33 protein-coding genes are annotated in these 24,704 nt (G+C 38.3%); 13 read left to right on the forward strand and 20 right to left on the reverse strand.

Annotation, left to right across the window (positions count from 1 at the left end; genetic code table 11):
* Nucleotides 1-34: 34 nt before the first annotated feature.
* From BEN71_RS03045 to BEN71_RS03065, 5 genes are read right to left on the reverse strand one after another with little or no spacing between them, the layout of a single operon-like run.
* Complete coding sequence (locus tag BEN71_RS03045; RefSeq protein ID WP_068973686.1) at nucleotides 35-2,065, reverse strand: hypothetical protein; 2,031 nt, start codon at nucleotides 2,063-2,065, stop codon at nucleotides 35-37.
* 13 nt (nucleotides 2,066-2,078) lie between these two features.
* Nucleotides 2,079-2,756 (reverse strand): PilW family protein, encoded by a 678-nt coding sequence (locus tag BEN71_RS03050; RefSeq protein ID WP_068973685.1) that lies wholly within the window; start codon nucleotides 2,754-2,756, stop codon nucleotides 2,079-2,081.
* Nucleotides 2,753-3,178, reverse strand: a complete 426-nt coding sequence (locus BEN71_RS03055) for a PulJ/GspJ family protein (RefSeq protein ID WP_068973684.1) — start codon at nucleotides 3,176-3,178, stop codon at nucleotides 2,753-2,755. Before BEN71_RS03055 ends, BEN71_RS03050 begins: the two co-directional genes overlap by 4 nt.
* Nucleotides 3,156-3,647 (reverse strand): pilus assembly FimT family protein, encoded by a 492-nt coding sequence (locus BEN71_RS03060; protein ID WP_068973683.1) that lies wholly within the window; start codon nucleotides 3,645-3,647, stop codon nucleotides 3,156-3,158. Before BEN71_RS03060 ends, BEN71_RS03055 begins: the two co-directional genes overlap by 23 nt.
* The gene (locus tag BEN71_RS03065) at nucleotides 3,641-4,075 is read right to left on the reverse strand and encodes a type IV pilin protein (protein ID WP_068973682.1); all 435 of its coding nucleotides are present in this window, start codon (nucleotides 4,073-4,075) and stop codon (nucleotides 3,641-3,643) included. Before BEN71_RS03065 ends, BEN71_RS03060 begins: the two co-directional genes overlap by 7 nt.
* A gap of 314 nt (nucleotides 4,076-4,389) precedes the next feature.
* Between BEN71_RS03065 and BEN71_RS03070 the strand changes: the two genes are divergently transcribed.
* From BEN71_RS03070 to BEN71_RS03080, 3 genes are all read left to right on the forward strand, one after another.
* On the forward strand, nucleotides 4,390-4,641 hold the full coding sequence (locus tag BEN71_RS03070) for an RNA recognition motif domain-containing protein (protein WP_068973681.1): 252 nt from the start codon (nucleotides 4,390-4,392) through the stop codon (nucleotides 4,639-4,641).
* 207 nt (nucleotides 4,642-4,848) lie between these two features.
* A complete protein-coding gene (locus BEN71_RS03075) occupies nucleotides 4,849-5,352 on the forward strand; it encodes a DUF6586 family protein (RefSeq protein ID WP_068973680.1) in 504 nt (167 codons plus the stop codon).
* A 108-nt stretch (nucleotides 5,353-5,460) separates the two neighbouring features.
* On the forward strand, nucleotides 5,461-5,739 hold the full coding sequence (locus BEN71_RS03080; protein WP_068973679.1) for a hypothetical protein: 279 nt from the start codon (nucleotides 5,461-5,463) through the stop codon (nucleotides 5,737-5,739).
* A 69-nt stretch (nucleotides 5,740-5,808) separates the two neighbouring features.
* Here the strand turns inward: BEN71_RS03080 and BEN71_RS03085 are convergent, their stop codons facing one another.
* From BEN71_RS03085 to BEN71_RS03100, 4 genes are all read right to left on the reverse strand, one after another.
* Nucleotides 5,809-7,527 carry a cation:proton antiporter gene (locus BEN71_RS03085; protein ID WP_068973678.1) on the reverse strand — a complete coding sequence of 573 codons (1,719 nt, stop codon included), beginning with the start codon at nucleotides 7,525-7,527 and terminating at the stop codon, nucleotides 5,809-5,811.
* A gap of 183 nt (nucleotides 7,528-7,710) precedes the next feature.
* Complete coding sequence (rpmG, locus tag BEN71_RS03090; protein WP_004976146.1) at nucleotides 7,711-7,866, reverse strand: 50S ribosomal protein L33; 156 nt, start codon at nucleotides 7,864-7,866, stop codon at nucleotides 7,711-7,713.
* 12 nt (nucleotides 7,867-7,878) lie between these two features.
* Nucleotides 7,879-8,115, reverse strand: a complete 237-nt coding sequence (gene rpmB, locus BEN71_RS03095; RefSeq protein WP_000048256.1) for a 50S ribosomal protein L28 — start codon at nucleotides 8,113-8,115, stop codon at nucleotides 7,879-7,881.
* Between the two features lie 165 nt (nucleotides 8,116-8,280).
* On the reverse strand, nucleotides 8,281-9,729 hold the full coding sequence (locus tag BEN71_RS03100; RefSeq protein ID WP_068973677.1) for a coniferyl aldehyde dehydrogenase: 1,449 nt from the start codon (nucleotides 9,727-9,729) through the stop codon (nucleotides 8,281-8,283).
* 111 nt (nucleotides 9,730-9,840) lie between these two features.
* Here BEN71_RS03100 and BEN71_RS03105 point away from each other — a divergent pair, with 111 nt between their 5' ends.
* The 5 genes from BEN71_RS03105 to BEN71_RS03125 all read left to right on the forward strand — a co-directional run bounded on the left by BEN71_RS03105 (nucleotide 9,841) and on the right by BEN71_RS03125 (nucleotide 13,611).
* The gene (locus BEN71_RS03105; RefSeq protein ID WP_068973676.1) at nucleotides 9,841-10,533 is read left to right on the forward strand and encodes a TetR/AcrR family transcriptional regulator; all 693 of its coding nucleotides are present in this window, start codon (nucleotides 9,841-9,843) and stop codon (nucleotides 10,531-10,533) included.
* Nucleotides 10,534-10,620: 87 nt separating this feature from the next.
* The gene (gene purU / locus BEN71_RS03110; RefSeq protein ID WP_068973675.1) at nucleotides 10,621-11,487 is read left to right on the forward strand and encodes a formyltetrahydrofolate deformylase; all 867 of its coding nucleotides are present in this window, start codon (nucleotides 10,621-10,623) and stop codon (nucleotides 11,485-11,487) included.
* 236 nt (nucleotides 11,488-11,723) lie between these two features.
* A complete protein-coding gene (locus BEN71_RS03115; protein ID WP_068973674.1) occupies nucleotides 11,724-12,560 on the forward strand; it encodes an energy transducer TonB family protein in 837 nt (278 codons plus the stop codon).
* A 23-nt stretch (nucleotides 12,561-12,583) separates the two neighbouring features.
* Nucleotides 12,584-13,207, forward strand: a complete 624-nt coding sequence (locus BEN71_RS03120) for a MotA/TolQ/ExbB proton channel family protein (protein ID WP_068973673.1) — start codon at nucleotides 12,584-12,586, stop codon at nucleotides 13,205-13,207.
* Nucleotides 13,207-13,611: an ExbD/TolR family protein gene (locus tag BEN71_RS03125; protein ID WP_068973672.1), complete on the forward strand. Its 405-nt coding sequence runs from the start codon at nucleotides 13,207-13,209 to the stop codon at nucleotides 13,609-13,611. Before BEN71_RS03120 ends, BEN71_RS03125 begins: the two co-directional genes overlap by 1 nt.
* Nucleotides 13,612-13,694: 83 nt before the next feature.
* On the opposite strand, the gene msrA is transcribed toward BEN71_RS03125, so the two are convergent.
* Nucleotides 13,695-14,216 (reverse strand): peptide-methionine (S)-S-oxide reductase MsrA, encoded by a 522-nt coding sequence (gene msrA / locus BEN71_RS03130; RefSeq protein ID WP_068973671.1) that lies wholly within the window; start codon nucleotides 14,214-14,216, stop codon nucleotides 13,695-13,697.
* A gap of 242 nt (nucleotides 14,217-14,458) precedes the next feature.
* A complete protein-coding gene (locus BEN71_RS03135) occupies nucleotides 14,459-14,797 on the reverse strand; it encodes a TIGR01244 family sulfur transferase (protein WP_068973670.1) in 339 nt (112 codons plus the stop codon).
* 125 nt (nucleotides 14,798-14,922) lie between these two features.
* On the opposite strand from BEN71_RS03135, the gene BEN71_RS03140 reads away from it, so the two are divergent.
* From BEN71_RS03140 to BEN71_RS03150, 3 genes are all read left to right on the forward strand, one after another.
* Nucleotides 14,923-15,819, forward strand: coding sequence for an alpha/beta hydrolase (locus BEN71_RS03140; RefSeq protein WP_068973669.1), 897 nt, complete (start codon nucleotides 14,923-14,925; stop codon nucleotides 15,817-15,819).
* Nucleotides 15,820-16,251 (forward strand): thioredoxin TrxC, encoded by a 432-nt coding sequence (gene trxC / locus BEN71_RS03145; RefSeq protein ID WP_068973668.1) that lies wholly within the window; start codon nucleotides 15,820-15,822, stop codon nucleotides 16,249-16,251. It abuts the gene before it with no gap.
* 87 nt (nucleotides 16,252-16,338) lie between these two features.
* Nucleotides 16,339-16,707 carry an acyl-CoA thioesterase gene (locus BEN71_RS03150; RefSeq protein WP_406565271.1) on the forward strand — a complete coding sequence of 123 codons (369 nt, stop codon included), beginning with the start codon at nucleotides 16,339-16,341 and terminating at the stop codon, nucleotides 16,705-16,707.
* A 420-nt stretch (nucleotides 16,708-17,127) separates the two neighbouring features.
* Here the strand turns inward: BEN71_RS03150 and BEN71_RS03155 are convergent, their stop codons facing one another.
* The 3 genes from BEN71_RS03155 to BEN71_RS03165 form a co-directional block, all read right to left on the reverse strand.
* Nucleotides 17,128-17,649 (reverse strand): nuclear transport factor 2 family protein, encoded by a 522-nt coding sequence (locus BEN71_RS03155; RefSeq protein ID WP_068973666.1) that lies wholly within the window; start codon nucleotides 17,647-17,649, stop codon nucleotides 17,128-17,130.
* A gap of 149 nt (nucleotides 17,650-17,798) precedes the next feature.
* Nucleotides 17,799-18,302 (reverse strand): DUF4442 domain-containing protein, encoded by a 504-nt coding sequence (locus BEN71_RS03160; protein WP_068973665.1) that lies wholly within the window; start codon nucleotides 18,300-18,302, stop codon nucleotides 17,799-17,801.
* A 28-nt stretch (nucleotides 18,303-18,330) separates the two neighbouring features.
* The gene (locus tag BEN71_RS03165) at nucleotides 18,331-18,819 is read right to left on the reverse strand and encodes a YajQ family cyclic di-GMP-binding protein (RefSeq protein WP_068973664.1); all 489 of its coding nucleotides are present in this window, start codon (nucleotides 18,817-18,819) and stop codon (nucleotides 18,331-18,333) included.
* A gap of 90 nt (nucleotides 18,820-18,909) precedes the next feature.
* Between BEN71_RS03165 and BEN71_RS03170 the strand changes: the two genes are divergently transcribed.
* Nucleotides 18,910-19,224, forward strand: coding sequence for a rhodanese-like domain-containing protein (locus BEN71_RS03170; RefSeq protein ID WP_068973663.1), 315 nt, complete (start codon nucleotides 18,910-18,912; stop codon nucleotides 19,222-19,224).
* Nucleotides 19,225-19,268: 44 nt separating this feature from the next.
* Here BEN71_RS03170 and mnmC read toward each other — a convergent pair whose 3' ends face one another.
* The 4 genes from mnmC to BEN71_RS03190 form a co-directional block, all read right to left on the reverse strand.
* A complete protein-coding gene (mnmC, locus tag BEN71_RS03175) occupies nucleotides 19,269-21,236 on the reverse strand; it encodes an FAD-dependent 5-carboxymethylaminomethyl-2-thiouridine(34) oxidoreductase MnmC (protein ID WP_068973662.1) in 1,968 nt (655 codons plus the stop codon).
* Between the two features lie 61 nt (nucleotides 21,237-21,297).
* Complete coding sequence (locus BEN71_RS03180) at nucleotides 21,298-21,825, reverse strand: hypothetical protein (protein WP_068973661.1); 528 nt, start codon at nucleotides 21,823-21,825, stop codon at nucleotides 21,298-21,300.
* 4 nt (nucleotides 21,826-21,829) lie between these two features.
* On the reverse strand, nucleotides 21,830-22,132 hold the full coding sequence (locus tag BEN71_RS03185) for a YciI family protein (RefSeq protein ID WP_068973660.1): 303 nt from the start codon (nucleotides 22,130-22,132) through the stop codon (nucleotides 21,830-21,832).
* 26 nt (nucleotides 22,133-22,158) lie between these two features.
* Nucleotides 22,159-22,773 carry a septation protein IspZ gene (locus tag BEN71_RS03190; RefSeq protein ID WP_068973659.1) on the reverse strand — a complete coding sequence of 205 codons (615 nt, stop codon included), beginning with the start codon at nucleotides 22,771-22,773 and terminating at the stop codon, nucleotides 22,159-22,161.
* A 45-nt stretch (nucleotides 22,774-22,818) separates the two neighbouring features.
* Between BEN71_RS03190 and BEN71_RS03195 the strand changes: the two genes are divergently transcribed.
* Nucleotides 22,819-23,670, forward strand: a complete 852-nt coding sequence (locus BEN71_RS03195) for a PHP domain-containing protein (protein WP_068973658.1) — start codon at nucleotides 22,819-22,821, stop codon at nucleotides 23,668-23,670.
* 20 nt (nucleotides 23,671-23,690) lie between these two features.
* Here the strand turns inward: BEN71_RS03195 and BEN71_RS03200 are convergent, their stop codons facing one another.
* Nucleotides 23,691-24,116 carry a hypothetical protein gene (locus BEN71_RS03200; protein ID WP_068973657.1) on the reverse strand — a complete coding sequence of 142 codons (426 nt, stop codon included), beginning with the start codon at nucleotides 24,114-24,116 and terminating at the stop codon, nucleotides 23,691-23,693.
* A 101-nt stretch (nucleotides 24,117-24,217) separates the two neighbouring features.
* Entirely contained in the window at nucleotides 24,218-24,703 is a 486-nt protein-coding gene (ybeY, locus tag BEN71_RS03205; RefSeq protein WP_068973656.1) for an rRNA maturation RNase YbeY, read from the reverse strand.
* Between the last annotated feature and the right edge of the window lies 1 nt (nucleotide 24,704).

Below are 24,704 nucleotides of genomic sequence, written 5' to 3' on the forward strand. Positions count from 1 at the left end.
GATCGTTCTCCTCATTTTTTATTTTGATCAGTACTTAGATATAACGTGCCCAACGGATTTTTGCTTTTTCTGAAGAACCAGAGCTAGGAGCTTCCTCATCATCGCCATCACCGCCAGGGATTATGATGGTTGTATCATCTTGATCTTTACCATCAAAATCAATATTGGTAGATCCACCTAGAGAGGATTGTTTATCTGATGTATGAGCAGCAGCTAGAATAGAACCTTTGATATTAGTTGAACCACCTGTGATCAATTTATTACCAGCAATGATATTACCTTGGATGGTTGCAGAACCACCCAATGTAATATTGCCACCTAGATAATTCGCTTCACATGCTTCAAGTGATGATGAATTGCTACAAGAACCAGAAAGTAATGCAATATTACCAATACTGGCTGGAATAAGTTCAACTTTAGAGCGACATAAATTAGTTGGCATTTTAAAATAATTTGCAAGACATGTGGTATTCGCACCAGCATAGTTAGGAGCATCTAATGTTACACTTCCACCATAGTTAATATTGCCTGTTGCAATAATAGTATTACTATACTTACCTTGTGGGATGTTGATATTGCCTTTAAATAGTATAACTCCTGGTGCAATCGATGTGATTTCTTTTTGGTAATCTTCTAAACTCCAAGTTCCTGAAGCATATGAAATAATTTTTTTAAACCAAGTTAGGTTTTTATGTTGTAAATTAGTGACGCTTTCAGAAGTACAAGTGGGGTCGGTTTCTTTCTTATTAGAAGAGCTTTCCACAGTACGGCACAAAGCTCCCCACAAATTGCCATTTTTTGCTAGGAAATATTGACCGTCTTCAATACCTTCAACATGACGTACATATACTACAATTCTATTTTGGCTATCAACATCAAATACATAATTGGCTTGTTGTTCATAGACATGTGCATTGACTAATGGCTTACCTGTCATAGTTACAGTTGCAATAGCTCCAGTTGGAAAAGCGACTTTTGTTCCTGCTGTAAGAAACTTCATTTTTTCAGGTAAATTTGGACAATTTGTAAAGCCTACAGCAGAAAGACTTGAAAAATTATTCCAACTACCTCCTACACAACTAAAGGTTGCACCACTTTTAGCGCTATTTAACTCATTCCAAACATTGTATTTTATGTCTGAGTTTGCTAAAGCTTTTTGAATTGAACCATTGTTGACTGTAATTTTCTGACCTACAGTTGCAGTGTTAATGTTTGAATTGCCACTGACCAATAATGATGCTTTTGTATCAATGGTTTTGAATGTACTACTACTAGCAATCGTAACATCTTGATCTGCATAGATATCATCCGCTGACCATGAACCACCAGTTGTTACCTTGCCTTTTGCAGAAATTAGTTTGACTGAACCACTACCATTTAAGTTAACATTCCCATTCGTATAGATGTTTTCTAAGCCTTGAATACCTGCACCATTGATATTTACATCACCAATGACATTAAGTGTTTTAATGCCTGAGATAGAGTTTGCAGTAAAATTTCCTGCAACATTGATGACTGCACGCTCACTATCACCGTTGGATAAGTGAATTCCGCCTTGCGCAGTTAAATCGCCATAAAAGTTCATTGCTTCTGGAAATGAAGTACTTCCCCCAGGGTTGTCTTCCCCAGGTGTAGACGTCGCATCAGGACGAATCTCATAGACAATTTGAATCGTAGAAGAAGCTTCTGAACGTGTACTTAAGTTTTGTACTTGAGCAGAAACTTGATAAACCTCTGGTGAAGTGCTGGTTCGAGTTGCAGTAATATGATCGACTTTGAGTTCACGACCATCCTGAATTTTTAACTTTAAACTATTGTTGTTTAAACTCAGAATTGTCGCACCATCCAAGTTATTTAGATACTGTCGTAAAACCTCAACCCCTGTCCAAGCACCCGATTGAGCGTTGGTAAGTGCATGACTCGCAACTAAGCTTTTTTGTGAACTTTTTAAATAATAGGCTGTTCCAAGTACAGAACCGCCGAGTGCGAGCCCAACCAACAAAACAATTAAAACAGAGGCAAAACCTCTTTGTGATGAAGAAAAATTTAGTTTTTGAGTATTCATGACAAAGCCCCCATCAAACAGAAATATTGACTAAGCACACTGAAACTTCAACAGGGCTTAAATTAGCACTTTGTTGTGTACTTGTTTTAGAAGAAATTTTAATCACTACGTGTTGCGTAGATTCATCAAGTTTCCCTGCACCATAAGGCGTACATGCAGCATTTGTCTTTTGCCATATGATTTGAGCGGGGTTAGACTGATCTGATGAATAGTCTCGTAAGTTGGCAAGACTGCTTTGCACTTGCCATTTTAAAGCCGTTAAATTTGTTGTGGAATCACAAAGTGTACTGCCAGTAGTTATGCCACTGAGTAATACCAATTGCCGTTGAGTGTTATCTGCATTTTTAATGTCTGCCAAACCTTGACAAGTAACACCATCGTTACCTTGAAATCGCCACAAAACAGCATTGCTAATCGTTTGTGAGGCTGAATTTACTTGCGCAGTGATATTCACACTAGTTACTAAATGCGTTGTACCATCTAAGCCAAAGCCAGCATTTTGTAATAACATTTGTGCATTGGTTAAGCCCATTTGTAATTGGGTGTCATGATTTGCTGCAATGCGAGATTCTGTACCTGTTTTAACCACGACACGGTATGTGGTAAGCACGGCAATAATACAAATCATGGCAATGACTAACCCAACTAAAAGACTAATCAAAGTCACACCAGCTTGAGCATGCTTATTCATTGGAGTGATTCACCTACAGTCAGCTTACCACCCAATAGCGTACTATTTACTTCAAATTTAACAGGTTGTTGCTCTGAAATAGTACGATTAAGCGTCGTATTTGTTTCATTATTGATTGTGAAATCTACAGCATCACAACTGACATCAATATCTGTTGGTGTTTGTTCTTTGGGTAGCACGATATTTGGAACCTCAGTTCCATCGCACCATTTACTTTTTTGCGCAACGCTTGCATTTTGCAAACGTGCTTGTAATTCATTGATCACGATATACTGAAAATTGGTTTGCTGTTGGCTGGTTAATATTTTCCCCGTGCTATACGCAGCACCCATAATGACGATACTAGACAAAGCAATAGAAATTAAGGCTTCGACTAAGCCAACACCCTGTTGGTGCCTTTTAATTGAAGATGAGATTTTCATTTAAACTCCCATTGCGAATGCTAATATTTAAATGTGTTTTACAGTTTCCAGTAACTTCAGAAATAACTTGAGCAGAGCTATTTAAAGCAAAACAGTTAAAATTTGATGCGGTTACAGTATGTTTGATTTCAACTGAAGGGCTAAGAGCAGCACTAAATACAATAGGTGTGCTACAACTGGCTGATGCTGTAGAAGTCGCTTTTCTAACAGTTAATTCATTCGTATTTGCATCAAGACAGAGTTGAGTTGCGGGCAAAGCCTGAGCAGTCGCGTATTCATTACGAAGTGCTGTTGATTTTGCAATGTCTATTGCACTTTTAAAGGACATCACTGCTTTGTCTAACTCTGCTTGCTTCGACCATTGTGCTGTAAATGCGGAACCTGCCGTCACGAGGATTGCCAAAATAGTGATGGTGACCATCAGTTCAATCAGGCTAAAACCTCTTTGAAAAGATAGAGTTTTTACCATGTCACACCATTACAGCTAGTAGCTGTTCTAGCATTTTTTTCATTAATGCTTAGAACACACCCTTTTAAATTTGTCGAATTTTTAGCTGTAGCTGTGAGGGTGTAACTTTTGTGATCGGAAGTAGTCGTTGCTGAAAATTCGAAAAAGTCTTCTTTGGTTGGAGACCACTGCGCAAAGTCACTTTTTAATGTCGCTGTTGAAGTGTAGCTCGTACTCGGATAGCTTAAGTTACGTTGATAGAAATTTTCATAGACTAAACCGAGAGTGACTAGATCAGACTGTGCTGCTTTAATGTTAGAACGTTTGATATAATTCGTGTAGGTTGGCATCGCGATCGCAGCCAGAATCGCGATAATGACGACGGTAATCATCACTTCAATTAAAGTAAAACCGAGTTGAGAATTAGCACTTTTCCGATTAAGTAACATAATAACTTCTATCAAATTTAATCTATTTTTATTTTAACATAAGTTCCAAAATCGTGATTTTAAGCGGCTCTCTTATTAACATGCTAATGAGAATTAAGTTGCTATTTTGTAAGTGAAATGAGTCATGAAATATGATGAATGGTTATTATTTTTGGATGAGTGGATTTGAGTATTTACTCTAAATTTCTTCTGCAAAATATAGCCTTTAGAATGTGAAATATATTTTAAAAAACTGTTAATTTGTTTGGCAAGATTAATTTAGATTTTGGCATTGATCTGGATTAAACTATAGCGAAGATATTGTAGGTTTGATCATGAAAATTTTAGTACGTAACTTAGAGCGTTCAGTCACAGAAGCGGAATTGCTTGAATTGTTTAAACCTTTTGGTACGGTTGAGTCTGCTGTTGTGGTGATGGATGCAGAAACCAAGAAGTCGAAAGGCTTTGGCTTTGTGGAAATGCCAAATGGTCGTGAAGCGATTAAAGCGATCAAAGGTTTGAATACACTCAAAGTGAAAGGTGCTGGTATTCGTGTCAAAGCGGCAGAAGATAAGCCAAAAGCTTAATTGAGTATGGTGGCATAGAAAGGAGCATAGATTGCTCCTTTTTTTTATTGGATAATGGAAAGCTGAATTGGATAACTACATTGCTAAATAATTTTACAATGGGGCTTAGCTATTTTTAGTTTGAATTCATCAATAAATTATTGTGAATTTGTTCCAATAAAGATTAAGCTAAGTGTGTAATAAATGCCAAAATCCTAGGAAATAATCATGTCACGTGTAGCCCGCTTTCATGCAGACCGTACCAATCAAAAACTCTATTTTGCTCGCCTTTCTTGTATGCAAGCAGAGCAGAGTGAAAATGTACAACAAGCGCAGGCGCACCGTGAAGCAGCAGTTTTTCATCTGCATGGAGGAGTTTTAGCATTTCTACAAGAACTGGTGCGTTATTATCGTTTAAATGATCTTACTCCGACACTAAAATCAATTGAAGAAAATATGGCGGCAAAAGGGCAAGTTTCGCCAGAAGTTGTAGTGATGCAACAGCTTGCAAAAAGTGGTTTTATTGCGGAATTAAAAAGAGCTTATCGTCTGTGCCAATATGCACCTGAGCCAAGTGCACCTGAACCAGAAGATGAAACATCTTCAAATTTGATTATTAAAGTCACTCAAACACCACAAGCATGGTTGCCTGATACTAAAATTTTAAGAGAATGGCACCGAGATTTAACTCACCTCATTGATGGTTTTCGTAATGAAATGGTGGAATTCTGATTAAATTGATCAGATTGACTTGAAATTTTGTTTTGAATGACTATATAAAATGTTTACAAGATGCAAAATGCATTCAGTATTTTGCCCCATGTTGCGCATGGAGGGTTTATGTCTATTGAACAGTTAAAAGAGTTATTTGGGAATCAAGAAGCGATATTGGAGTTGGTACAACTCGAAGGTGGAGAGTTGGCACTTCGTAATGCAGGTTCTGAAAAAGAGCCATTAGTGACGATTCAGTTTAATGATGAAGTGAAAGCATTGTTAGGGGATCAAACACCTGCAATTGCACAACAAATGATTCAAGCAGCTTTGTTTGCATTGCTAGAGAAGCAGTCTGATGAGTGGCATGCAGAAGTTGTGGATGAACAACCGAAATTTATGAGTTAATTTTTTGAACTTATACACATTAAAAAACGCACTTTAAAGTGCGTTTTTTTATGCTTATTCAAAGAATCATCAATGTGTTGGTTGATGATGATGGGCAATTTGGATTTGATTCAAAATATGATTGCTCATATTTTTTGCCATTTCCTCTTTGGCATAATAGACGTCACCAATGTCATCTTTACGAATGACTTCGGCTTCTTCTTTATTCTCAGCACAAACAAGCACTTGAATCTGCGGATTAAGTAATTTTGCAGTATCGACAATTTTATGAATATCGACAATGTCCATCGGTGAAATGACCAATAGGCGAGCGTGTTGAATATGCGCTTGAATCAGTACACTCGGTTCAGTTGCACGACCAGAAACCGCAGCTATCCCTTTTTCACGTAGATTTTCAACAATTTCACGATTTTCCTCTGCAATAACAACTTTAATCCCGTCATCCATTAGGGTTTTGGTGATACGACGTCCAACTTCACCATGACCCACAATCACGACTTGATCACGTAAATAGTCTTGATCAACCTCATCAGGGAGCATGGCTAAAGGGTCACCACTACGTTCTAATAAACGCGCCAAATGTGAACGTTCACGAATCCAATTTTGTACAGGTTCAATCGCAGAGAATAAAAATGAGTTGAGCGTAATTGAAAATAAAGCACCTGCTAAGATTAAGTTCTGTGCTTCAGGTGTGAGTAAACCTAAAGATAAACCTAGAGTTGCTAGGATAAATGAGAACTCTCCAATCTGTGCCAAACTTGCACCCACTGTTAGTGCTGTATTAATTGGATAACGGAAGAACAATACTAACGCCATTGCTGCAATGGTTTTACCAATCATAATGATGGCAATAACAGCAAGGATATGAAGCGGTTGTTCCACAATGATACGCGGGTCGAACAGCATTCCGACAGAAACGAAGAATAAAATTGAGAAAATTTCACGCAACGGTAGCGTTTCTTCTTCTGCACGATGGCTAAAGTCTGATTCTTTGACGACCATTCCAGCAAAGAATGCACCAAGTGCCATAGAAACGCCAAAGATCGCGTATGAGCCGTATGCAATTGAAACTGCTGCTGCAACGACAGTCAGGGTAAAAAGCTCTCTAGAACCCAAACGAGCGACATACTGCATAATCATTGGAACGAGGCGTTTGCCAATAATCAGCATAAAAGCAATAAAGCCTGTGACTTTGAGTAGAGTAATCCCAAGCGTTAGCCAAATATTTTCATCTGCCGCATGCCCTTCAGGTGCATGACCACCCAATAAAACGGCTGTTGCTGGAAGCAGGACCAAGACCAAAACCATAGCAAGGTCTTCAACCAAGAGCCAGCCGACAGCAATTTTACCATTGACTGAGTCCAATAAACCTTTATCACCTAAGGCTTTAAGCAATACGACAGTACTTGCACAAGACAAGCTTAGACCAAATACCAGAGCTGAACCCCAACCCCAACCCCAAAAATGCGATACGATCATACCTAAACAGGTGGCGACTGTAATTTGTAGAATTGCACCAGGTAGAGCAATTTTTCGGACTTGCATTAGATCATTGAGAGAAAAATGCATGCCCACACCAAACATCAGGAACATCACACCGAGTTCTGCAAGTTGATTGGCAAGCGCAATATCTGCGACAACGCCAGGCGTGTTGGGGCTAATGATAATCCCTGCAATTAAATACCCGATCAAAGGAGGTAGACGTAACCGAGCAGCGATATAGCCAAAAATAAGGGCAATACCAAAACCAACTGCAAGTAAAATGATCAAATCTACATCATGAGGCACAAAATACTCCTTAAATATTGAGGAGAAATCATTCAAAAAATCATTTCTAGAAGAGTAACTTAGTTAAAAGTCATATTGGAAAAGCACAAAGAGTGCCAAATATGCCGATAATTTTACCAATTTGAAGAAAAAAAAGGCAAAAAAAACGACCCAAGTGGGTCGTATTTTTTCAGAAAACTAAAATTATTTAATTTTAGCTTCTTTGAAAACTACGTGTTGACGGATTTTTGGATCAAATTTTTTGATTTCCATTTTTTCCGGCATAGTACGTTTGTTCTTAGTAGTGGTATAGAAATAACCTGTACCAGCAGTAGAAACTAGGCGAATTTTATCACGCATGGTTCAGACTCCTTAGATCTTTTGACCTTGAGCACGTAGGTCAGCAACAACCTTTTCGATGCCCAATTTGTCGATAATACGCATACCTTTAGTGGTTAAACGAAGACGTACAAAACGTTTTTCGCTTTCTAACCAGAAACGGTGGTGATGCAGGTTCGGCTCGAACCGGCGTTTAGTTTTGTTGTTGGCGTGTGAGACGTTGTTACCAACGACTGGACGCTTGCCGGTAACTTGGCAAACCTTAGACATGGTGTAACTCCATTGATTTAGCCAACAGCAAATCTGTATGGCCAGTCAAAATAAAACGGATTGAATTCATTCAAGGGGCGTTTTATACCAAAATTCCGCTTAAAAGACAAGCGGAATTCGTCAAAACGCAACATGATCTATTGTGATAGATCATGCCTTGATCAGTTAGCGTAAGAAAGTTTTCTCTAAAATCTTATTTAGAGGTTTATCGTACGGCGGTAAGATGAATTTTAAGCTAAATAGCTTAGGAATAGACATCACTGAACGCTCATGCGACAAACCGAAGAATCCTTCAGGGCCATGATATTTGCCCATACCTGATGCACCAACGCCACCAAAAGGAAGATCGTCTTGTGCGACATGGGTAAGCACGGCATTTTGACCGAAATGCCCAGAATGGGTACGTTGCGAAACGTAATCTGCACGGGCATTGTCAAAGTCGAAATAGTATAAAGCAAGTGGACGTGGTCTGCCATTAATAAAGTCAATTACATCGTCTATTTGATCATATTCCATGATTGGAAGTACTGGACCAAAGATTTCATTTTTCATGATGTCCATGGTTGGTAGTACGCCAGACAGGAATGTAGGTGCGATTTTGCGGACTGAGCTTAGATCTTCATTTTTAGGATTAATTTCAATGATGTCTGCACCTTGTTGACGAGCATCTTCTAAATAACCTTGGATACGATTGTATTGTTTATCATTGATAATACTGGTGTAGTCTTGATTATCACGAATAGAAGGGTACATCGAAGTTGCAGCTTGTCTAAAGTTTTCAATGAATTCTTTGGTTTTTCCCTTAGGTAGGAACATATAGTCAGGTGCAACACAAGTTTGACCTGAGTTCCATAATTTACCAAAGGCAATACGTTCAGCCACCAGCTTTAAATCACTGGATGGATGTACGATTACAGGTGATTTTCCACCTAACTCAAGGATAACTGGAACTAAATTCTCAGCCGCAGCAGACATGACGGTTTTACCGACATTGGTTGAACCTGTAAAAATGATTTTATCAAATGCTAAGTGTGAGAATGCATCTGAAATTGCGCCACCACCATTGATCACAGCAACCAATTCTTGCGGAAATGCTTCAGACAAGGCATTTTCAAGCACATGACCAAAGTTTGCTGATGAGCTTGAAATTTTAAGCATGGCATGGTTGCCCGCTGCCAATGCACAAATTAAAGGGCCAACCGAAAGAATTAATGGATAATTCCATGGTGCAATAATCCCGATTACACCTAAAGGTTGGTACTGCACCCAAGCTTTTGCAGGTTGATGTAACATAGAAACATGGCGCTTAGATGGTTTCATCCAAGTACTTAAATGCTTGCTATAATATTTAATTTGCTCTAAACATGTGAGTAATTCTCCAATTTTGGTTTCGCTGATAGAGCGATTGCCATAATCTTGATTAATTGCATCTGCCAATTGATCTTGATATTTTACGAGAACCTTCTTTAAACGTGCTAAACGTTCAATACGTTCTTTCGCTGTTGGCACTGGATGACGTTGATAAGCAATTTTCTGTTGTTCAAGAATGTCATGCATGTGTTGAACTTCAGGTGAATAAGGCGTCATTGAATTTGTTTTTGTTTGACTGTTCATGGTAAGTACCATTTATGGATCGATTAATATAATATATTTTTTAGAGTAAATACTCTAAATAGTCAAGTCACTTTATGTTAGCAAGTGCTAACGGTTAAACATGGTAATAGGATGTCAAGTTCCAAAACTTTGAAAACGAAAGACCGAATTTTGCAGATTAGCCTGCAACTTTTTAATGAGCGTGGCGAGCGTTCGGTGACGACAAACCATATTGCGGCTGAGCTTGGGATCAGTCCTGGGAACTTGTATTACCATTTTCGGAATAAGCAAGAAATCATCAAGGAGTTGATGGAGCAGTACCAAAAAGAAACTTTGAACATGCTTTCATTACCCGATGACCGTGCAGTCAATGCAAATGACAAAATTCGTTATTTTCAAGTTTTGAGCAGTCAGCTATGGGAATATCGTTTTCTACATCGTGATGTATATCATTTGATTGAAAATAATGAAGATTTTAGAAAAATTTACCCACGTTTTGCAGGTAAAGTGATGCAACAAGGGCAGAAAATTTATCATGCCTTTGTGGAAGCAGGCTTGATGCAAATGACGCCTTCTGAAATCGAAGCATTAATCATCAATATTTGGATCGTCCTAACCAACTGGACGAACTTCTTATATATGTCGGGTCATCTCAGCGATTCAAACCATTTGGATGAAAAATGGATTTGGCAAGCTTTACGTCAAATGGTGTTCTTGGAAGGACCTTATTTGCGTGGTGAAAGTCGTGAGACTTATGAACGCTTACTCGAAAGTTTTGGTTCTTCTGAATTATTTGCCAGTTTATCTGCGACAAAGCACGATTGATGTTGAAACGAGATTGAAAGCTAGCGAAAAAGCGTTAGAATATTCGGCTGTTTTTAAAATTAATTTATATAAGTGATACCCATTAACATGAACATGACTACTGCCAACACAGCACGTCTGCTGATTACTTGTGAAGACAAGCCCGGCATCGTGCAAGCTGTATCGAGCTTTTTGTATCATCAAGGCGCGAACATCACTGCGCTTGATCAATACGCGACTGAAGCTCAGGGCGGGCGTTATTTCATGCGTGTTGAGTTTGAATTGGATCATTTACAAAGTCGTCGTGAAAGTTTACTTCAAACATTTGCGACGAATGTTGCTGAACGTTATGAAATGCAGTGGCGTTTGGCTTTGGTCAGTGATGTGAAAAAAGTCGGGATCTTGGTGTCGAAAGTTGACCATGCATTGCTTGAGCTATTGTGGCGTCATGCACGTGGTGGTTTGCCTTGCGAAATTACCAAAGTGGTTTCGAATCATCCTGATCTTAAAGAAGCCGTGGAAAATTTTGGTATTCCGTTTGAAGTTGTACCTGTAAATAAAGAAAATAAGCGTGAAGCTTATGCCAAAATTGATGAATTGATGCAGGGCAATGATTTACTCGTGCTTGCTCGTTATATGCAAATTCTAGATGAAGAATTTGTACAAAAATGGGAAATGAAGATTATCAATATTCATCATTCATTCTTGCCTGCATTTGTAGGTGCAAATCCATATAAACAAGCACATGAGAAAGGTGTGAAATTGATTGGTGCGACAGCGCATTATGTGACTGCTGATCTCGATCAAGGTCCAATCATTGAGCAAGATGTGGAACGTGTAAGTCATGATTTTACAGTCGATCAATTACGTGAATTAGGTCAAGATGTAGAGCGTAATGTATTGGCAAGAGCTGTGAAATGGCACTTAGAAGATCGTATTATTGTTGATGGTAATAAAACTGTGGTATTTCAATAATATGTGAATATTCATGAAATTCAGTTAAAAAAAAGGATGCTTTAGGCATCCTTTTTTTAATTTTTTATTTGGAAAAACGATTAAAAACAACCAAAAAAGTAGTTGCAAATGAAAACACTTCTCATTTATCATTGCGGTACTTTAATTGTTCTATCCGATGAGCTTCATCTATAAATTAATTTGATGATTTAAATTCAATGATTTTAGATGGCTTAATTTTAGGTATTTAGATTCTTATGAGTCAGTCTTCCACAGCACCACTTCAAACGCCACCACCGATGAAGAAAAAAGTTATCGCTGCAATTTTAGCAGTGATTGTCGGGCACACAGGTGTGTTGTGGGCTGTCAGTCATATGAAAGCTGCTGAATTACCTGAAATTAAAAAAGAACCGTTAAAAGTCAAATTTGTAAAAATTAAAGAAGATGTTCCTCCACCGCCACCACCTCCTGCTGAGCCAGTAAAGCCTAAAGTTAAACCAAAGCCAGTTGAGAAAAAGGTTGAGCCGAAACCGATTGTTAAACCGAAAATTATTGAACAGAAAAAACCTGTTGAAAATGATGATCGTGCAAGAAAGTTAGAGGAGCAACAGCGTAAAGATCTTCAAAAGCGTTTAGATGAAGAAAAACGTTTAGAAGATCAAAAGCGCCTTGATGAACAAAAACGTTTAGATGAACAAAAGCGTTTGGATCAACAGAAGCGTGAGCAAGAGGAACGTGATCGTCAAAAACGTGATCAAGAAGAACGTGAACGTGTGGCGAATCAAAATAAACCGCGTACAGTCAGTGAAGGGCAGGTTTCTTGGAGCCGTAGCCCTCGAATTGGAGCTGATCAGTTAGTTAAACTCATGTCTCCAGCAGATGGGACAAAAGTTGTAAATCTTGAAATTACCGCAGATGCAAATGGAAGTATTACCAATGTGCGTGTAATTCAATCAAGTGGCAATTCAAGTTTAGACAGTTACGTTGTAAGACAGACACAATCTGCAAAATTTAAAGCCTATAAAGAAAATGGGGTTGGTGTACCATTTAAAGTAAGACAGGATTTTGCGTTGTCTGTGTCCAAAGGTAGATGATTTTATAATTAGGAAATGTGCATATGAACTTTTCAGTTTATTGGCAACATGCTGATGCGATCAGTAAAACACTGTATTTCGTGTTATTGGCAATGTCTATTGCAACTTGGACTGTGTTCATTTTGCGTATTTTAGGCACACGCCAATTAAAACAAGTGGCGCAAGCACAACTTGCGCAAGCACTGCAATCATTAAAAGCAAAACTTGCTCCTTTGGGTTTTGATCAACGTAAAGCAGTTGCAGAACAAGCTTTGCTTCGTCAAATCAATGTGGAAAAAGCCAATGCTGAAAAAGGTGTTTCGGTTTTAGGTACGATTGCATCTCTTGCACCATTCGTTGGTTTATTCGGTACAGTGTGGGGGATTTTCCATGCACTTGTTGCAGTGGGTAAAAGTGGTCAAGCAGGTTTAGCGCAAGTGGCAACACCTGTAGGTGAAGCGCTGATCATGACAGGTCTCGGTCTTGCTGTGGCGATTCCTGCGGTACTAGCATATAACATTTGTGTGCGTTTTAACCGTACATTATCTAACGAATTGCAAGATCAAGCACATGGCTTATTGATTGATACCATGTTGCAGCAAGATTCTTCAACTCAAAAAGTTGAAGTTGAATCAAGTAATAAAGGTTTAGTTGGAGGTCAAGCTTAATGGCTTTTCAATTGGGAGAAGACAACGATTCTGGCATGAATGAGATGAATCTCATTCCGCTGATCGATATTATGTTGGTATTGATGATCATCTTTTTGGTGACAGCAACCGTTGCTAACCCATCGATACCATTAACATTACCAAAAACCACTGCTGAAATTCAGACACCACCACCTGAAGCGATTACGATTAGTATTAATCAACAAGGTGAAGTGGCTTGGAATGATCAAATCATTAGTTTAGATGAGTTATCGACTCGTTTTAATGAGGAAGGTCAAAAGCCTGTGAAGCCTGCTGTACAGCTTCGTGCAGACAAAGAGTCGCGCTATGACACGGTAGCACAAGTAATGTCACGTGCCAGTGAAGCCGGTCTAAATGATCTTGCTTTTATGAGTGATAACTAATAATTTAATTCAGTAAATATGTCTGAATAAAAAAACCTCCTAGATCATTTAGGAGGTTTTTTTGTGTTTATTCATAATGAAAATTAGTCTTTAAGTAAATCCTTAAACTGACTATGTAATTTTAAAAGTTTCGGCGGAATGGCAAAGTTACAGTAGCCTTGTGCAGGATTCTTCGCAAAATAGTTCTGATGATATTCTTCAGCAGGGTAGAAGGTTGGAACAGGGCTGAGTTCAGTCACGATATCTAAATTCTCAGCTTTTAGTTTTTCAATGAATTGTTCAGCTTCTAATTTTTGTTGTTCATCAAAATAGTAAATCACAGAACGGTATTGGGTTCCAATGTCATTGCCCTGACGATTCAAAGTGGTTGGATCATGAATGGCAAAGAACACTGTGAGTAATTGTTGATAATTGATTTGTTGTTCGTCAAAACTAATCAAAATGACTTCTGCATGGTTGGTATCTCCATTACAAATTGCTTCATAAGTTGGATTAGTCGTGTGTCCGCCTGCATAGCCACTAACGACTTGTGTGACGCCTTTGAGTTGTAAAAATACAGCTTCGGTACACCAGAAACAGCCACCGCCAAATAAAGCCTGTTGCATGAAAATATTCCTTTTATTGTGCAGTTATGCAATTCATTTATAAAATAATCATAACGTGAAATTGGCGCCTTTGTCATATCACTTTTTTAGAAAAACTATACAAGCTTAAACATGTCATTTAGGAATGATATTTCAAATGAATTGTGACTGAATTTGCGCGCTTAATGTAACGTGCATTAAGTCCTACGGATTCAAAGGCATTCTCTATGTGGAATGCCGATGATACTAAACATTATTTAGACTTATTCGTCGTCCAAAAGATCCATTTGTTTGGCAATTTGATACAGATTGTTTGAACGGTTGCCTGTACGACAGAACATCAATACAGGTTTAGGTAGTTCATTGTAGTGATTGGCAAAAGCTCTGACATCAATTTCAGTAATTTGACCTGCAACAACAGGTTGATAGACATAGTCTAAGCCCGCAGTACGTGCAGCTTCTTCGATTTGAGCACTGGTCGGTTGTTCTGGACCACCTTCCATATCTGGACGGTTATTGATCACAGATTTGAAGCCTTTTTCAAGTACTTGTTCAATATGTTCTGGACCTATTTGACCTGCAAAGCCAACATTTTCACTCATTTTGTCACTCCTATATTATTTCGGAACAGTTATGCTATATATAATAGCATTAAGCTGAAATGTGAGCTTAAACAACAAAAGATTTATAAAAGAATTATCTCAAAAGATAACGCAATGGAGTGTGTATGTACGCGTATACAGTTGAGCCACTGTATGTACCAATTGGGCAGGAAGTCATTGCTGCGGATTTTTACCGACCCAAGAATGTCAAAAAGCCTGCTGTGATTATCATGGCACATGGTTTTGCAGCCCTAAGGCAATTCAAATTGATTCCTTTTGCGCAGAAATTTGCTCAAGCAGGTTATGCCGTTGTGCTATTCGATTACCGGTTTTGGGGTGGAAGTACAGGTTTTCCGAGAGAAATCGTTTCTTTGAAAGATCAAATGGAGGACTGGAAAACGGTGGTGAATTATGTTGCCACACAAAAGAAAATCAATACTAAAAAAATGGTCCTTTGGGGAACCTCATTAAGTGCAGGTTATGTGCTTACACTTGCTAGTGAATTAAAAAATGTCCAAGCCATTATGGTGCAGGTGCCATTTGTAGATGGTGCTGAAACCGCAAAATTATTTCCGATTCAGCAATTGCCTAAAGCATTGAAAATATCCAGTCAGGATTATATGGGTGCAAAGGTTGGGATGCAGATCAGGACTTTGCCCGTGGTGCATCCTTTTGATTTGTCTTTTATTCCAACGAAAGACGGTTATAACGGTTATATGTCGATCGTCAACCCTGATTATTTCTGGAGTGGGGAAGTTCCAGCACGGGTATTTTTTAATTTAATCAGGTTTAGACCAATCCAAACAGTACGTAGCATCAATATTCCAGTGCTGTTTATTGCTGCGAAAAAAGACAGTTTTATTCCGATTGAATCCAGTCGAGAAACGGCAACCAATATTGCACCTTTTGTACAATATCATGAGTGGAATATGGCGCATTTTGATATTTATCATGGCAAATGGTTGGAAAAAGCAATTTTGACCCAATTAGAATTCTTACATCAACATATTGGAGTGAGCTAGATGATTATTGTATGCCCGTCATGTGGTGCGAAAAACCGTGTACCTGAAGATAAGTTAACTGCACAACCGACTTGTGGTCAATGTCATCAAAATCTCGTGCCATTGGCGCCAATTGAACTTAATGAGCAAAATTTTAGTAACTTTGTTAGCAATAGTGACTTACCGATTATTATTGATTTATGGGCTGACTGGTGTGGTCCTTGTAAAATGATGGCGCCACATTTTGCTGAGGTAGCAAAAACCAATCCGAATGTTGTTTTTGCAAAAATTGATACTGAGGCGAATCCGCGTTTAAGCAGTGCTTTCAATATTCGCAGTATTCCAACCCTAGTTTTAATGAATAAAACCACGGAAGTTGCTAGAATAAGTGGTGCGCTACGTGCTAACCAATTGCAAGAATGGTTAGATCAACAATTGAATGCCCTTAAATAATCGCTCATAAATTTTTATGAACTCGGAGTTATTGTGTCAGATTCTCATGTAAAACCGGAAGGTACACTATCTTTACAAACGATTGCTATGCCAGCAGATACAAACTGGAGTGGTGATGTTTTTGGTGGTTGGATCGTTTCACAAATGGATTTGGCAGGTGCAATTCATGCAGAGCGTTTTAGTAAGGGACGTTGTGCAACGATTTCAATTAATCAAATGACTTTTTTAGTGCCTGTAAAAGTAGGGGATGTGATTAGTTGTTATACCAAAATTTTGAAAGTCGGGAATACTTCAATTCAAATGCAAATTGAAGTTTGGGACAGCCATGACAGTTCTCGTGAAGCAAAACGTGTGACAGCAGGTGTATTTACTTTTGTTGCTGTTGATGTTACTGGGAATAAGCGTCAAATTCCTGAAGATGTGAAGCAGAAGTTTTTAAGTACTCAAAGTGCTTAATTGATTTGCTTAAGTAATTGATGTTACGCATTTGAAAAATAAAGTACTCATTGTTCAAATTATATTAATTCTCCTTGACGGAGTCTTACATCAATTATTTAGATTTAGGGATTAGCCTGCGGCTCGCCTTACTTTTCTTTCGGCAAATGAGAAGCGAAGCTTCGCAAGAAAACCACCTTGCGGAGCGTTGCTCCTCACCGCAGAACTCGTCAGCTTCCGTCAAAATATTGAATATATCTCAGAAACATTTATGGTCAGAAGTAGTCTTGCCTCAGACAAATGCGGATGACGTTATCGCGTATCCAATTTTATCGAGATGCAAAAGATGTTTTTATGTTACTGCGTAACATCAGTTAAGTAAGCTAAAAAATCCCAAACTGAGTTTGGGATTTTTTATTGGGAATTAAGAATAAAAAATCCTTAAAACATCGTGTTGGTATTTGCAGCTTGTTCAGGAACAGCTTGTTGTACATCCCAATGCTCAACAATTTTGCCATTTTTAACTCTAAAGATATCGACAATCGCCACACCACGATCTTGTACATTTTGAGTTGAATGTACATGTAAGAATACTAAGTCACCTTCAGCGACAGCACGTTTAATGACACTTTTTGCTTCAGGATTTTCTTTAAAATGTCCTGTGAAATAGTCAACAAAAGGTGCTTTACCATCTGGAACATGTGGATTGTGCTGAATATATTGATCGCCAATATAACGATCTGCATAGGCTTTGACTTGATGCTTTTGGAAAACACCTTCGTAGAAATCGACTACAATTTTCTTATTCTGCGTCGCTTGTTGATTGGCTGAAATTGCATTAAGCGTATTGTCCGTTACTGCTGCAACAGCTTTATTGGGATTTTGACTACATGCTGTAAGCAGTAAAAGTGGGCTAAGGATTAAACCTAATCCAATGATTTTCTTTGATTGAAAGGCTGACATGATTATTCTCAAGATGATGTTAGATTCCACACCATCTTGAAGCTTAACACTGAATGAAAATAGTGAATATTCGTCATTCATTTGCAGGGATTTAGTAATTTTTCAACTTACTTAAAAGTAAGTTTTATTTACATTTATTGGTTTTTCAGTTACTTGTTTTTGAGGTGTGATTTAGACACCCATGCCCAAAGCATTTCTGCTTCGATCGGTTGTTGTCCTGAATCATCCGTTACAACGACTGAAACTAGGGTTTCACCTTTTTCTGTTTCTTGCATCAGTTTACGTTGTTCATCAGTCAGTGTCGCAACAGCGGTTAAACCACCTTTCGATGGGCGTTTAAACTGAATTTGCATGCTTTTAATCAAAACAATACATGAGTCTGGAATATTCATTCCTGTGACAAAACCCGTTGCGGTTTCAGTGACTAATGCCATGGCACAGGCATGCACTTGCCCAATATGGTTTTGCACATTGCGGTTGTTTTCAATTCGTACTTCTACACGAGAAGGTGTGACTTCTACATAACGAAGTTTGGCTGTGCCAACCATAGGGACAACTCGACCAAAGGCTTTACTGAGAACAGTACTTTGGATTCCTTTCGGAAGTTTTGAAGTGGCTTTTACCAGTTTGGATAAGCGATTGGTCTGAGTCATATGTCACCCTGTAAACATCGTTAAAGACTTAGTCTTTAAAGTTATTGAATTGGAGTGGGACACCGAATTGTTGTTCTTTTAAAAATGCCATAACTTGCTGTAAAGTATCGCGCTTTTTATCAGTTACACGAATCTTGTCACCTTGGATAGAAGATTGCACTTTGATGCCACTTTCTTTAATGGCTTTATTAATTTTTTTTGCGGTATCTGAGTCAAGTCCATCTTTAAGTTTGATCACTTGAATGATGTTTTTCCCAGAAGCCGTCATTTTTTGTGGGTCTAAAGCTTGAATATCAATTTTACGTTTGAAAAAGTGATTTTCGAGCATGCTATAGACTTGCTCACATTGGAAATCGCTTTCCGTAGAAATTTTAATTTCCTTATTTTTTTCATTAATATCAATAGAAACATCTTGTCCACGGAAGTCAAAACGAGTCGCAATCTCTTTTTGCGTGTTTTGTACCGCGTGATTTACTTCAAAAATTTCCAATTCAGATACAATATCGAAAGAAGGCATAGTTAGACCTTTGCAAATAGAAAGAATATCTGAGATGCTAGGGATGTTTTCTTCATTTGCCAAGTGTTGTTTACATCAAAGGAGTGCGCAATGATCCGTAAAATCGAAATTACAACATTTGAGTTCCCAGAAAATGCAGTAATCTGGGATGTTCGTGACAATAAAGCGTTTGCTGAAAGCCATGTAAAAGGAGCTGTGAATCAGCCGATAGATGGTTTAACTGCAGATAGCTTGACTCAAGTGGGGTCGGATCAGTCAATTTACATTTTATGTGGCGGCGGCAGTAAAGCACCGCGTGCAGCTGAAAAACTAGAGGGTTTTGACAGTTCGCGTGATTATGTTGTTTTGATGGGAGGCACACGCGCAGCGCGTGATGCTGGTTTGCCATTGGAACAAGGTGCATAAAAAGAAGCGCCGAAAGGCGCTTTTTTATGGGTAACAATTTGGTATTATTCACTTGGTTTAAAATAAGGCTTCTTCGGTTTTACTTTCTTTTGAAAACGTTTAGGGCTGAGTTTTTGTAATAAATCATTTGGAATTGGGCAAGCTTCGCCTAAAACTAAAGAAGCTAAAACTTCACTACATAAGGGCGCAAATAAAAAACCTTTAGAACCTAGCCCAGAAAATGTATAGATTTCACGCTCTTCTTCGACTTTTCCAAGTAATGGAAAATAATCCAAACTTTGCGCACGCACCGAAGCACGACCTTGCCACTCATTCACATTTACTAGGTTTTCAGCATATTGTGGAAAAACACTGTGGATAAGATCATAGTTATGCACATGGTCTTCAACTAAGACTTCTGTATCATCACGATTTGGATAAAATGACGCGCCTAGAATGAGTTGTTGCTTATCCAATTGCATGCAATAACCACCATAGCTATAAGCATGTTGTTGATCTAAAGCATGATCTTGGTTATTCACCCAACTGACTTGTCCACGAATAGGTTTTAAGATTGGAAAATTTGCAAAGAATTTTTTACTTTCTTTGGCACAGCAGGCAATCACATGATCAAATGAGCCTAAAGCATCTTGTTGATGATTGAAAATTCGTAATTGATTATTTTCAAGTTGTTCAATTTTTTCAATTTCAGCATGTTGAAATTCAATTAACTCATTATCAAGGATTTGATCTTTGAGTTGATGTGGATAAATAGAGCCTGCTTGAGTCAGTTGTAAACTTGAAAAAGTACTTTGAATATCTAATTCATTTTCCGTCTGTGCTTTGAGTAGACCTTGCGGATATTGTTCGGCTAATGCCAATAATTCTTCAGGATTTTTTTGAGCCAATTGATTGACTGAAATAGGGCGAAAAGCTTTGAAATTTTGATAATGGTTTAACGCATGTTGCCATGCCAAAGTCATTAAATGCTCAGAACTTTGTTCAATTGGACTGAGTTTTGGATTGAGTAGGGCAAGTGGGTTACCAGATGCACCTGATAATGGCGCTGATTGGTCGTAAATGGTGACTTTATGCCCACGTTGAGCCAACGCCCATGCGCAACTCAACCCTGCGATTCCTGCGCCAATAATCGCAATTTGACGTTGTTTAGAATTATTCTGAATGTCAGTGTTATTTAAAGTTTTTTTTTGAGCCGTTTCTAAATCAGTGTGTTGATGATCATTTTGCGCATTTTCAGATTCAAGAGCGCTATTTTCATCAACATTTAAATTGACGACTTCTGGTACATTCCAAACAGCTTTGAGCATTTCTCGTTTATGTCCAAAACCACGTGGACGTGAAATAGATATACCATGTTGTTTTAAACCACGTTTAAGCACACCTGCAACACTAAACGATGCGAATGTAGTTCCAAGATCAGATAAACGCACAATATTATTTAAAACATTTTCTTCCCACATGTCGGGATTACAAGATGGGGCAAAACCATCTAAAAACCATGCATTCACAGGTGCTGTTTTGGGAATGATTGGGAAAACATCATGTGCATCGCCTAACCATAAATCAATGGAAAAGCGCTCTTTGGGAAAACTTAAGCGATGACAACCTGCAATAGCTAAAGGATATTGCTCAATCAGTTGATCTGCTAAGGGTTTGAGTTCAGCCCATACATTTAATGCACGGATTAAGTCATCCTTTGATAGTGGAAATTTTTCCACACTGATCGCATGTAAGTGGCTGTTATTATTCGGGCGGACTTGTTGCCAAAGTTGCCATAGTGCAAGAATATTTAAACCTGTACCAAAACCTGTTTCTCCCACGCTGAAATATTCAAAATCATTTAAAGCTGTAAGGCGTGTTTCAAGGTCATTACCATTCAAAAAAACATGTCGGGTTTCGAGTAGTCCATTGTCTTTGGAAAAATAGACATCACCAAATTGTTTAGAAATTGGAACTTCAATTCCATCAACACATTGCCAATCTAAGTCGGCTGTTTGAATGGCTTGTGACAACTTAAATTACCTTTTGAGCTTTGAGAGAAGTGAATAAATCAGAGGGGATGAAGTCAGTGGCTTACCACTGACGACGACGTTTAGTATAGATATAACTTGCGATTAAAAAGCCGAGTAGTACACCAACAGCAATGGTGGCTGCGCCGTATAGAAACATTTGCGCACTTTGTTCACTTTGTAAAACCTGAACTTGTACACCAAGATTGTCATTTTTCAATTGTAATTCTTGGTTTTGAGATAAAGCTTCTAAATTGGCTTTTTCAAGTTGTTGTAAACGTGTCGCTTGGTCTTTTACCAGTGCTTTCACATTGGCTTCTTGAGATGCTTTTTCTTTGGCAATCTGTTCAGCAGTTAAAGGCTTATTTTCTTGTGTCTGAGCTTGCGTTTGATTTGCATGCGCACCCGCTACCGCAGGGATAATACTCGGTTTTTGAGCGGCAACAGGTGGGTTCGCCTGAGGTGGAGGCGTTGCAGTCGTTGCTTGAGTTGTTTGTGGGCTGGTTTGATTTGGTTCAGCCCATGCAACAGCAGGTAAAAGTAGAGAAGTACTTAATGTTAGGCTCAATAAGCTTTGGACGACAACGCGCATTCTATTATCCCTTAGGCAATGCTTTATTGAATGGTTTAACATCAATATGGCTATAAATGCCTTCTTTTAGGAAAGGTTCTTCTTGTAGCCAAGCATCTAATTCTTCACGGCTATCAAAATCGAGAATCAAAGTGCTGCCATAAAAACCCGCTTGTGGGTTTTCACGATCTTTCGGCATCGCACCTGCAACAATTACACGACCTTCAGCATCTAACTTTTCTAAACGTGCTAAATGTTGAGGGCGAGTTGCAAGACGTTTTTCTACTGTACCTTCTTGATCAGTACAAGTAACTACAAATAATGGCATGATAATTCTCGATTTTTCTAAACACACTAGTCTTCAGATGACTTGAAGTGTTTCCGTAAAATAATAAACTGGATAATGATAAAGGAAAACATCACGATCATGTCACCAAATGCGGTAAATTCGCCCCAATATTTTCCATCAGCAAATAAAAATGCAAAGAAAATATGTAAGCAAGACATCACGATGAACATGGCAGCCCAAGCAAAGTTGAGATTTTTCCAACCTTTTTCGCTGAGGTTTAATACTGGACCAAACAATCGTTGAATCAATGGCTTTTTCTCTTTACCAAAATAAGGTGAAAGTAAGAAAGCACCAGCAAAGGCTAAGTTTAAAATGGCAGCTTTAAGGCGAATATAGAAGTCATCACTTAACATCAGTGTGATGCCACCAAAGATCACCGTCATAAACAGAACCAACCATTGTTGCTTGTCTAAACGGAATTTTTGGAATACAAATAAAGCACCATATACCACAAGCATGGAAATAATTAGACCTGTTGTAGCAACAAGAATATTATTGTTATTAACACCACCTGCTGAGCCGATCAGTTGCAATAATGGATGATCAGTATTTTTTGGATCAACCGTCTTATATAAATAAAAGAAAATTATGAGGGGCACAAAGTCTAAAAGTGCTTTCATGTTAAAGTATCTTAGCCAGTTCAGGTTGATGGGATAGTATAAAAGATGCAAGGCGTAGATTTACATACTCACAGTAATATTTCTGATGGAACCATGACACCGATGTTACTGGTTGAGGCGGCCATCGAGAAAGGCATTCATACACTTGCTCTTACGGACCACGATAGCATGGATGGCTTAATAGAAGCTGAACAATTTGCAAAAAATCAACCAATTCAAATCATTTCTGGTGTAGAGATCTCTAGCCAATGGTCTAGACCTGCAACTAAAAAGAGCTATGGTGTGCATATTGTTGCCCTGAACATGCAAAATCCTGAACCTTTGCAACGTCTTTTAGCTCAACAAAAGAAAATCCGCGCTGAACGTGCCAAGCAAATTTGTGATTTATTGATTCCTTTAATTCATCAAGATATTTATGCCGATGTGGTGGCAAAAGTAGATGGTGAGCCTGATCGTATTACCCGTACCCATATTGCCAAAACTTTGGTGGAAAAGGGCATTGTGCAACGCGCACAGTCGGCTTTTGACAAGTATATTAAAGAAGGCAAAAAAGCTTATGTGAAGTTTGATGGTTTGGGTTTAGAAGAAACCATTAAAGTTATTCATGAAAGTCAGGGTTTTGCTGTTTTGGCGCATCCGACTCGTTATGATTTATCCGCAACTAATGTGCGTTATTTGATTGAAATTTTTGCTCAATATGGTGGTGATGCAGTCGAGCTGCCACCTGCAATTGAACCTGCTTCGACACGTCAAATGGTCGATCGTATGATTGCTGAGTTTGGTTTAAAGGTTTCTGTGGGAAGTGATTTTCACGGGGATAATATGCCTTGGGTTAAGCTGGGTAATATTCCGCGAGTGAAAGAAGGGCAAGTGGGGATTTGGGAAAGTTTTCGGTAGATGTTGACACTTCTTATTTTTTAATGTGGTAATTCTATTTCATCAAATTCTGATTTTATATTGAGAGTATTAGTATTTTTATAAAGTACATTTTTTAGTATCAAATGTTGTAAAAATTTTGAATATATATTGGGTAATTGTTGAATATATAAGGGAGTCTTGGGTAAACATACCAGTTCGTAGTTATATGAAGATGAATAATCATAGACGAAGAATCCTCGCTCAGCGAATGCAATAAAGTCATCAGGGCGTGGTACAGAGACTTGTAAGGATGCTAGGCTCGTAATAGGGAGTTGTAGTATTTCTTTTTCGAGTTGTGCTAATTCGATAATCGTAGATTGAATGGTATTCAATGGAATAGCACCTTCACCCGCAGTTAAAAATACTCCGAGCATGCCATGTTGGTCTACTGCTATCCATACACAATCGACTCCTAGTGGATACATTTTATTTTTCCTTTTTTAGAAGATGATTTATTAATTTTAAATATCAGTTGCTGAACATAAGAAATCCCTCAATTTAGAGGAATTCATTTCTGATTAAACAATCAATCTTCTTTCACAGTATATGGATTCTCAAAACCTAATTTTTTCAAAATTTCGATTTCCAAAGCTTCCATTTCCTCAGCATCTTCTTCTGAAGTTTCATGATCATAACCCATCAAATGCAAGGTGCCATGAACCAGCATGTGAGTGAAGTGTTCAATCGGGGTTTTCTGTTGCTCAATCGCTTCTTGTAAAACTACTGGAATACAAATCACCAAATCCCCAATCGGGAATGTATCTAAAATTTGCGCCATTTCATCAGGTAAATCACTCGGAAAAGACAACACATTGGTTGGTTTGTCTTTTTTACGATATTCCAAATTCAATTTATGGCTTTCATCATTGTCCACACACGCAATTCCAACTTCACAATCACTTTGTGTGTCGATATGACGCAATGTGGTTTCAATGACTTTTTTCAAATAAGCACGTTTGAGCACCAATTCAGGTGCTTCAAACGATTGTTGTAACGATAGGTTGAGTTTCAAA

This window comes from Acinetobacter wuhouensis, assembly GCF_001696605.3.
GTDB classification, from domain to species: domain Bacteria; phylum Pseudomonadota; class Gammaproteobacteria; order Pseudomonadales; family Moraxellaceae; genus Acinetobacter; species Acinetobacter wuhouensis.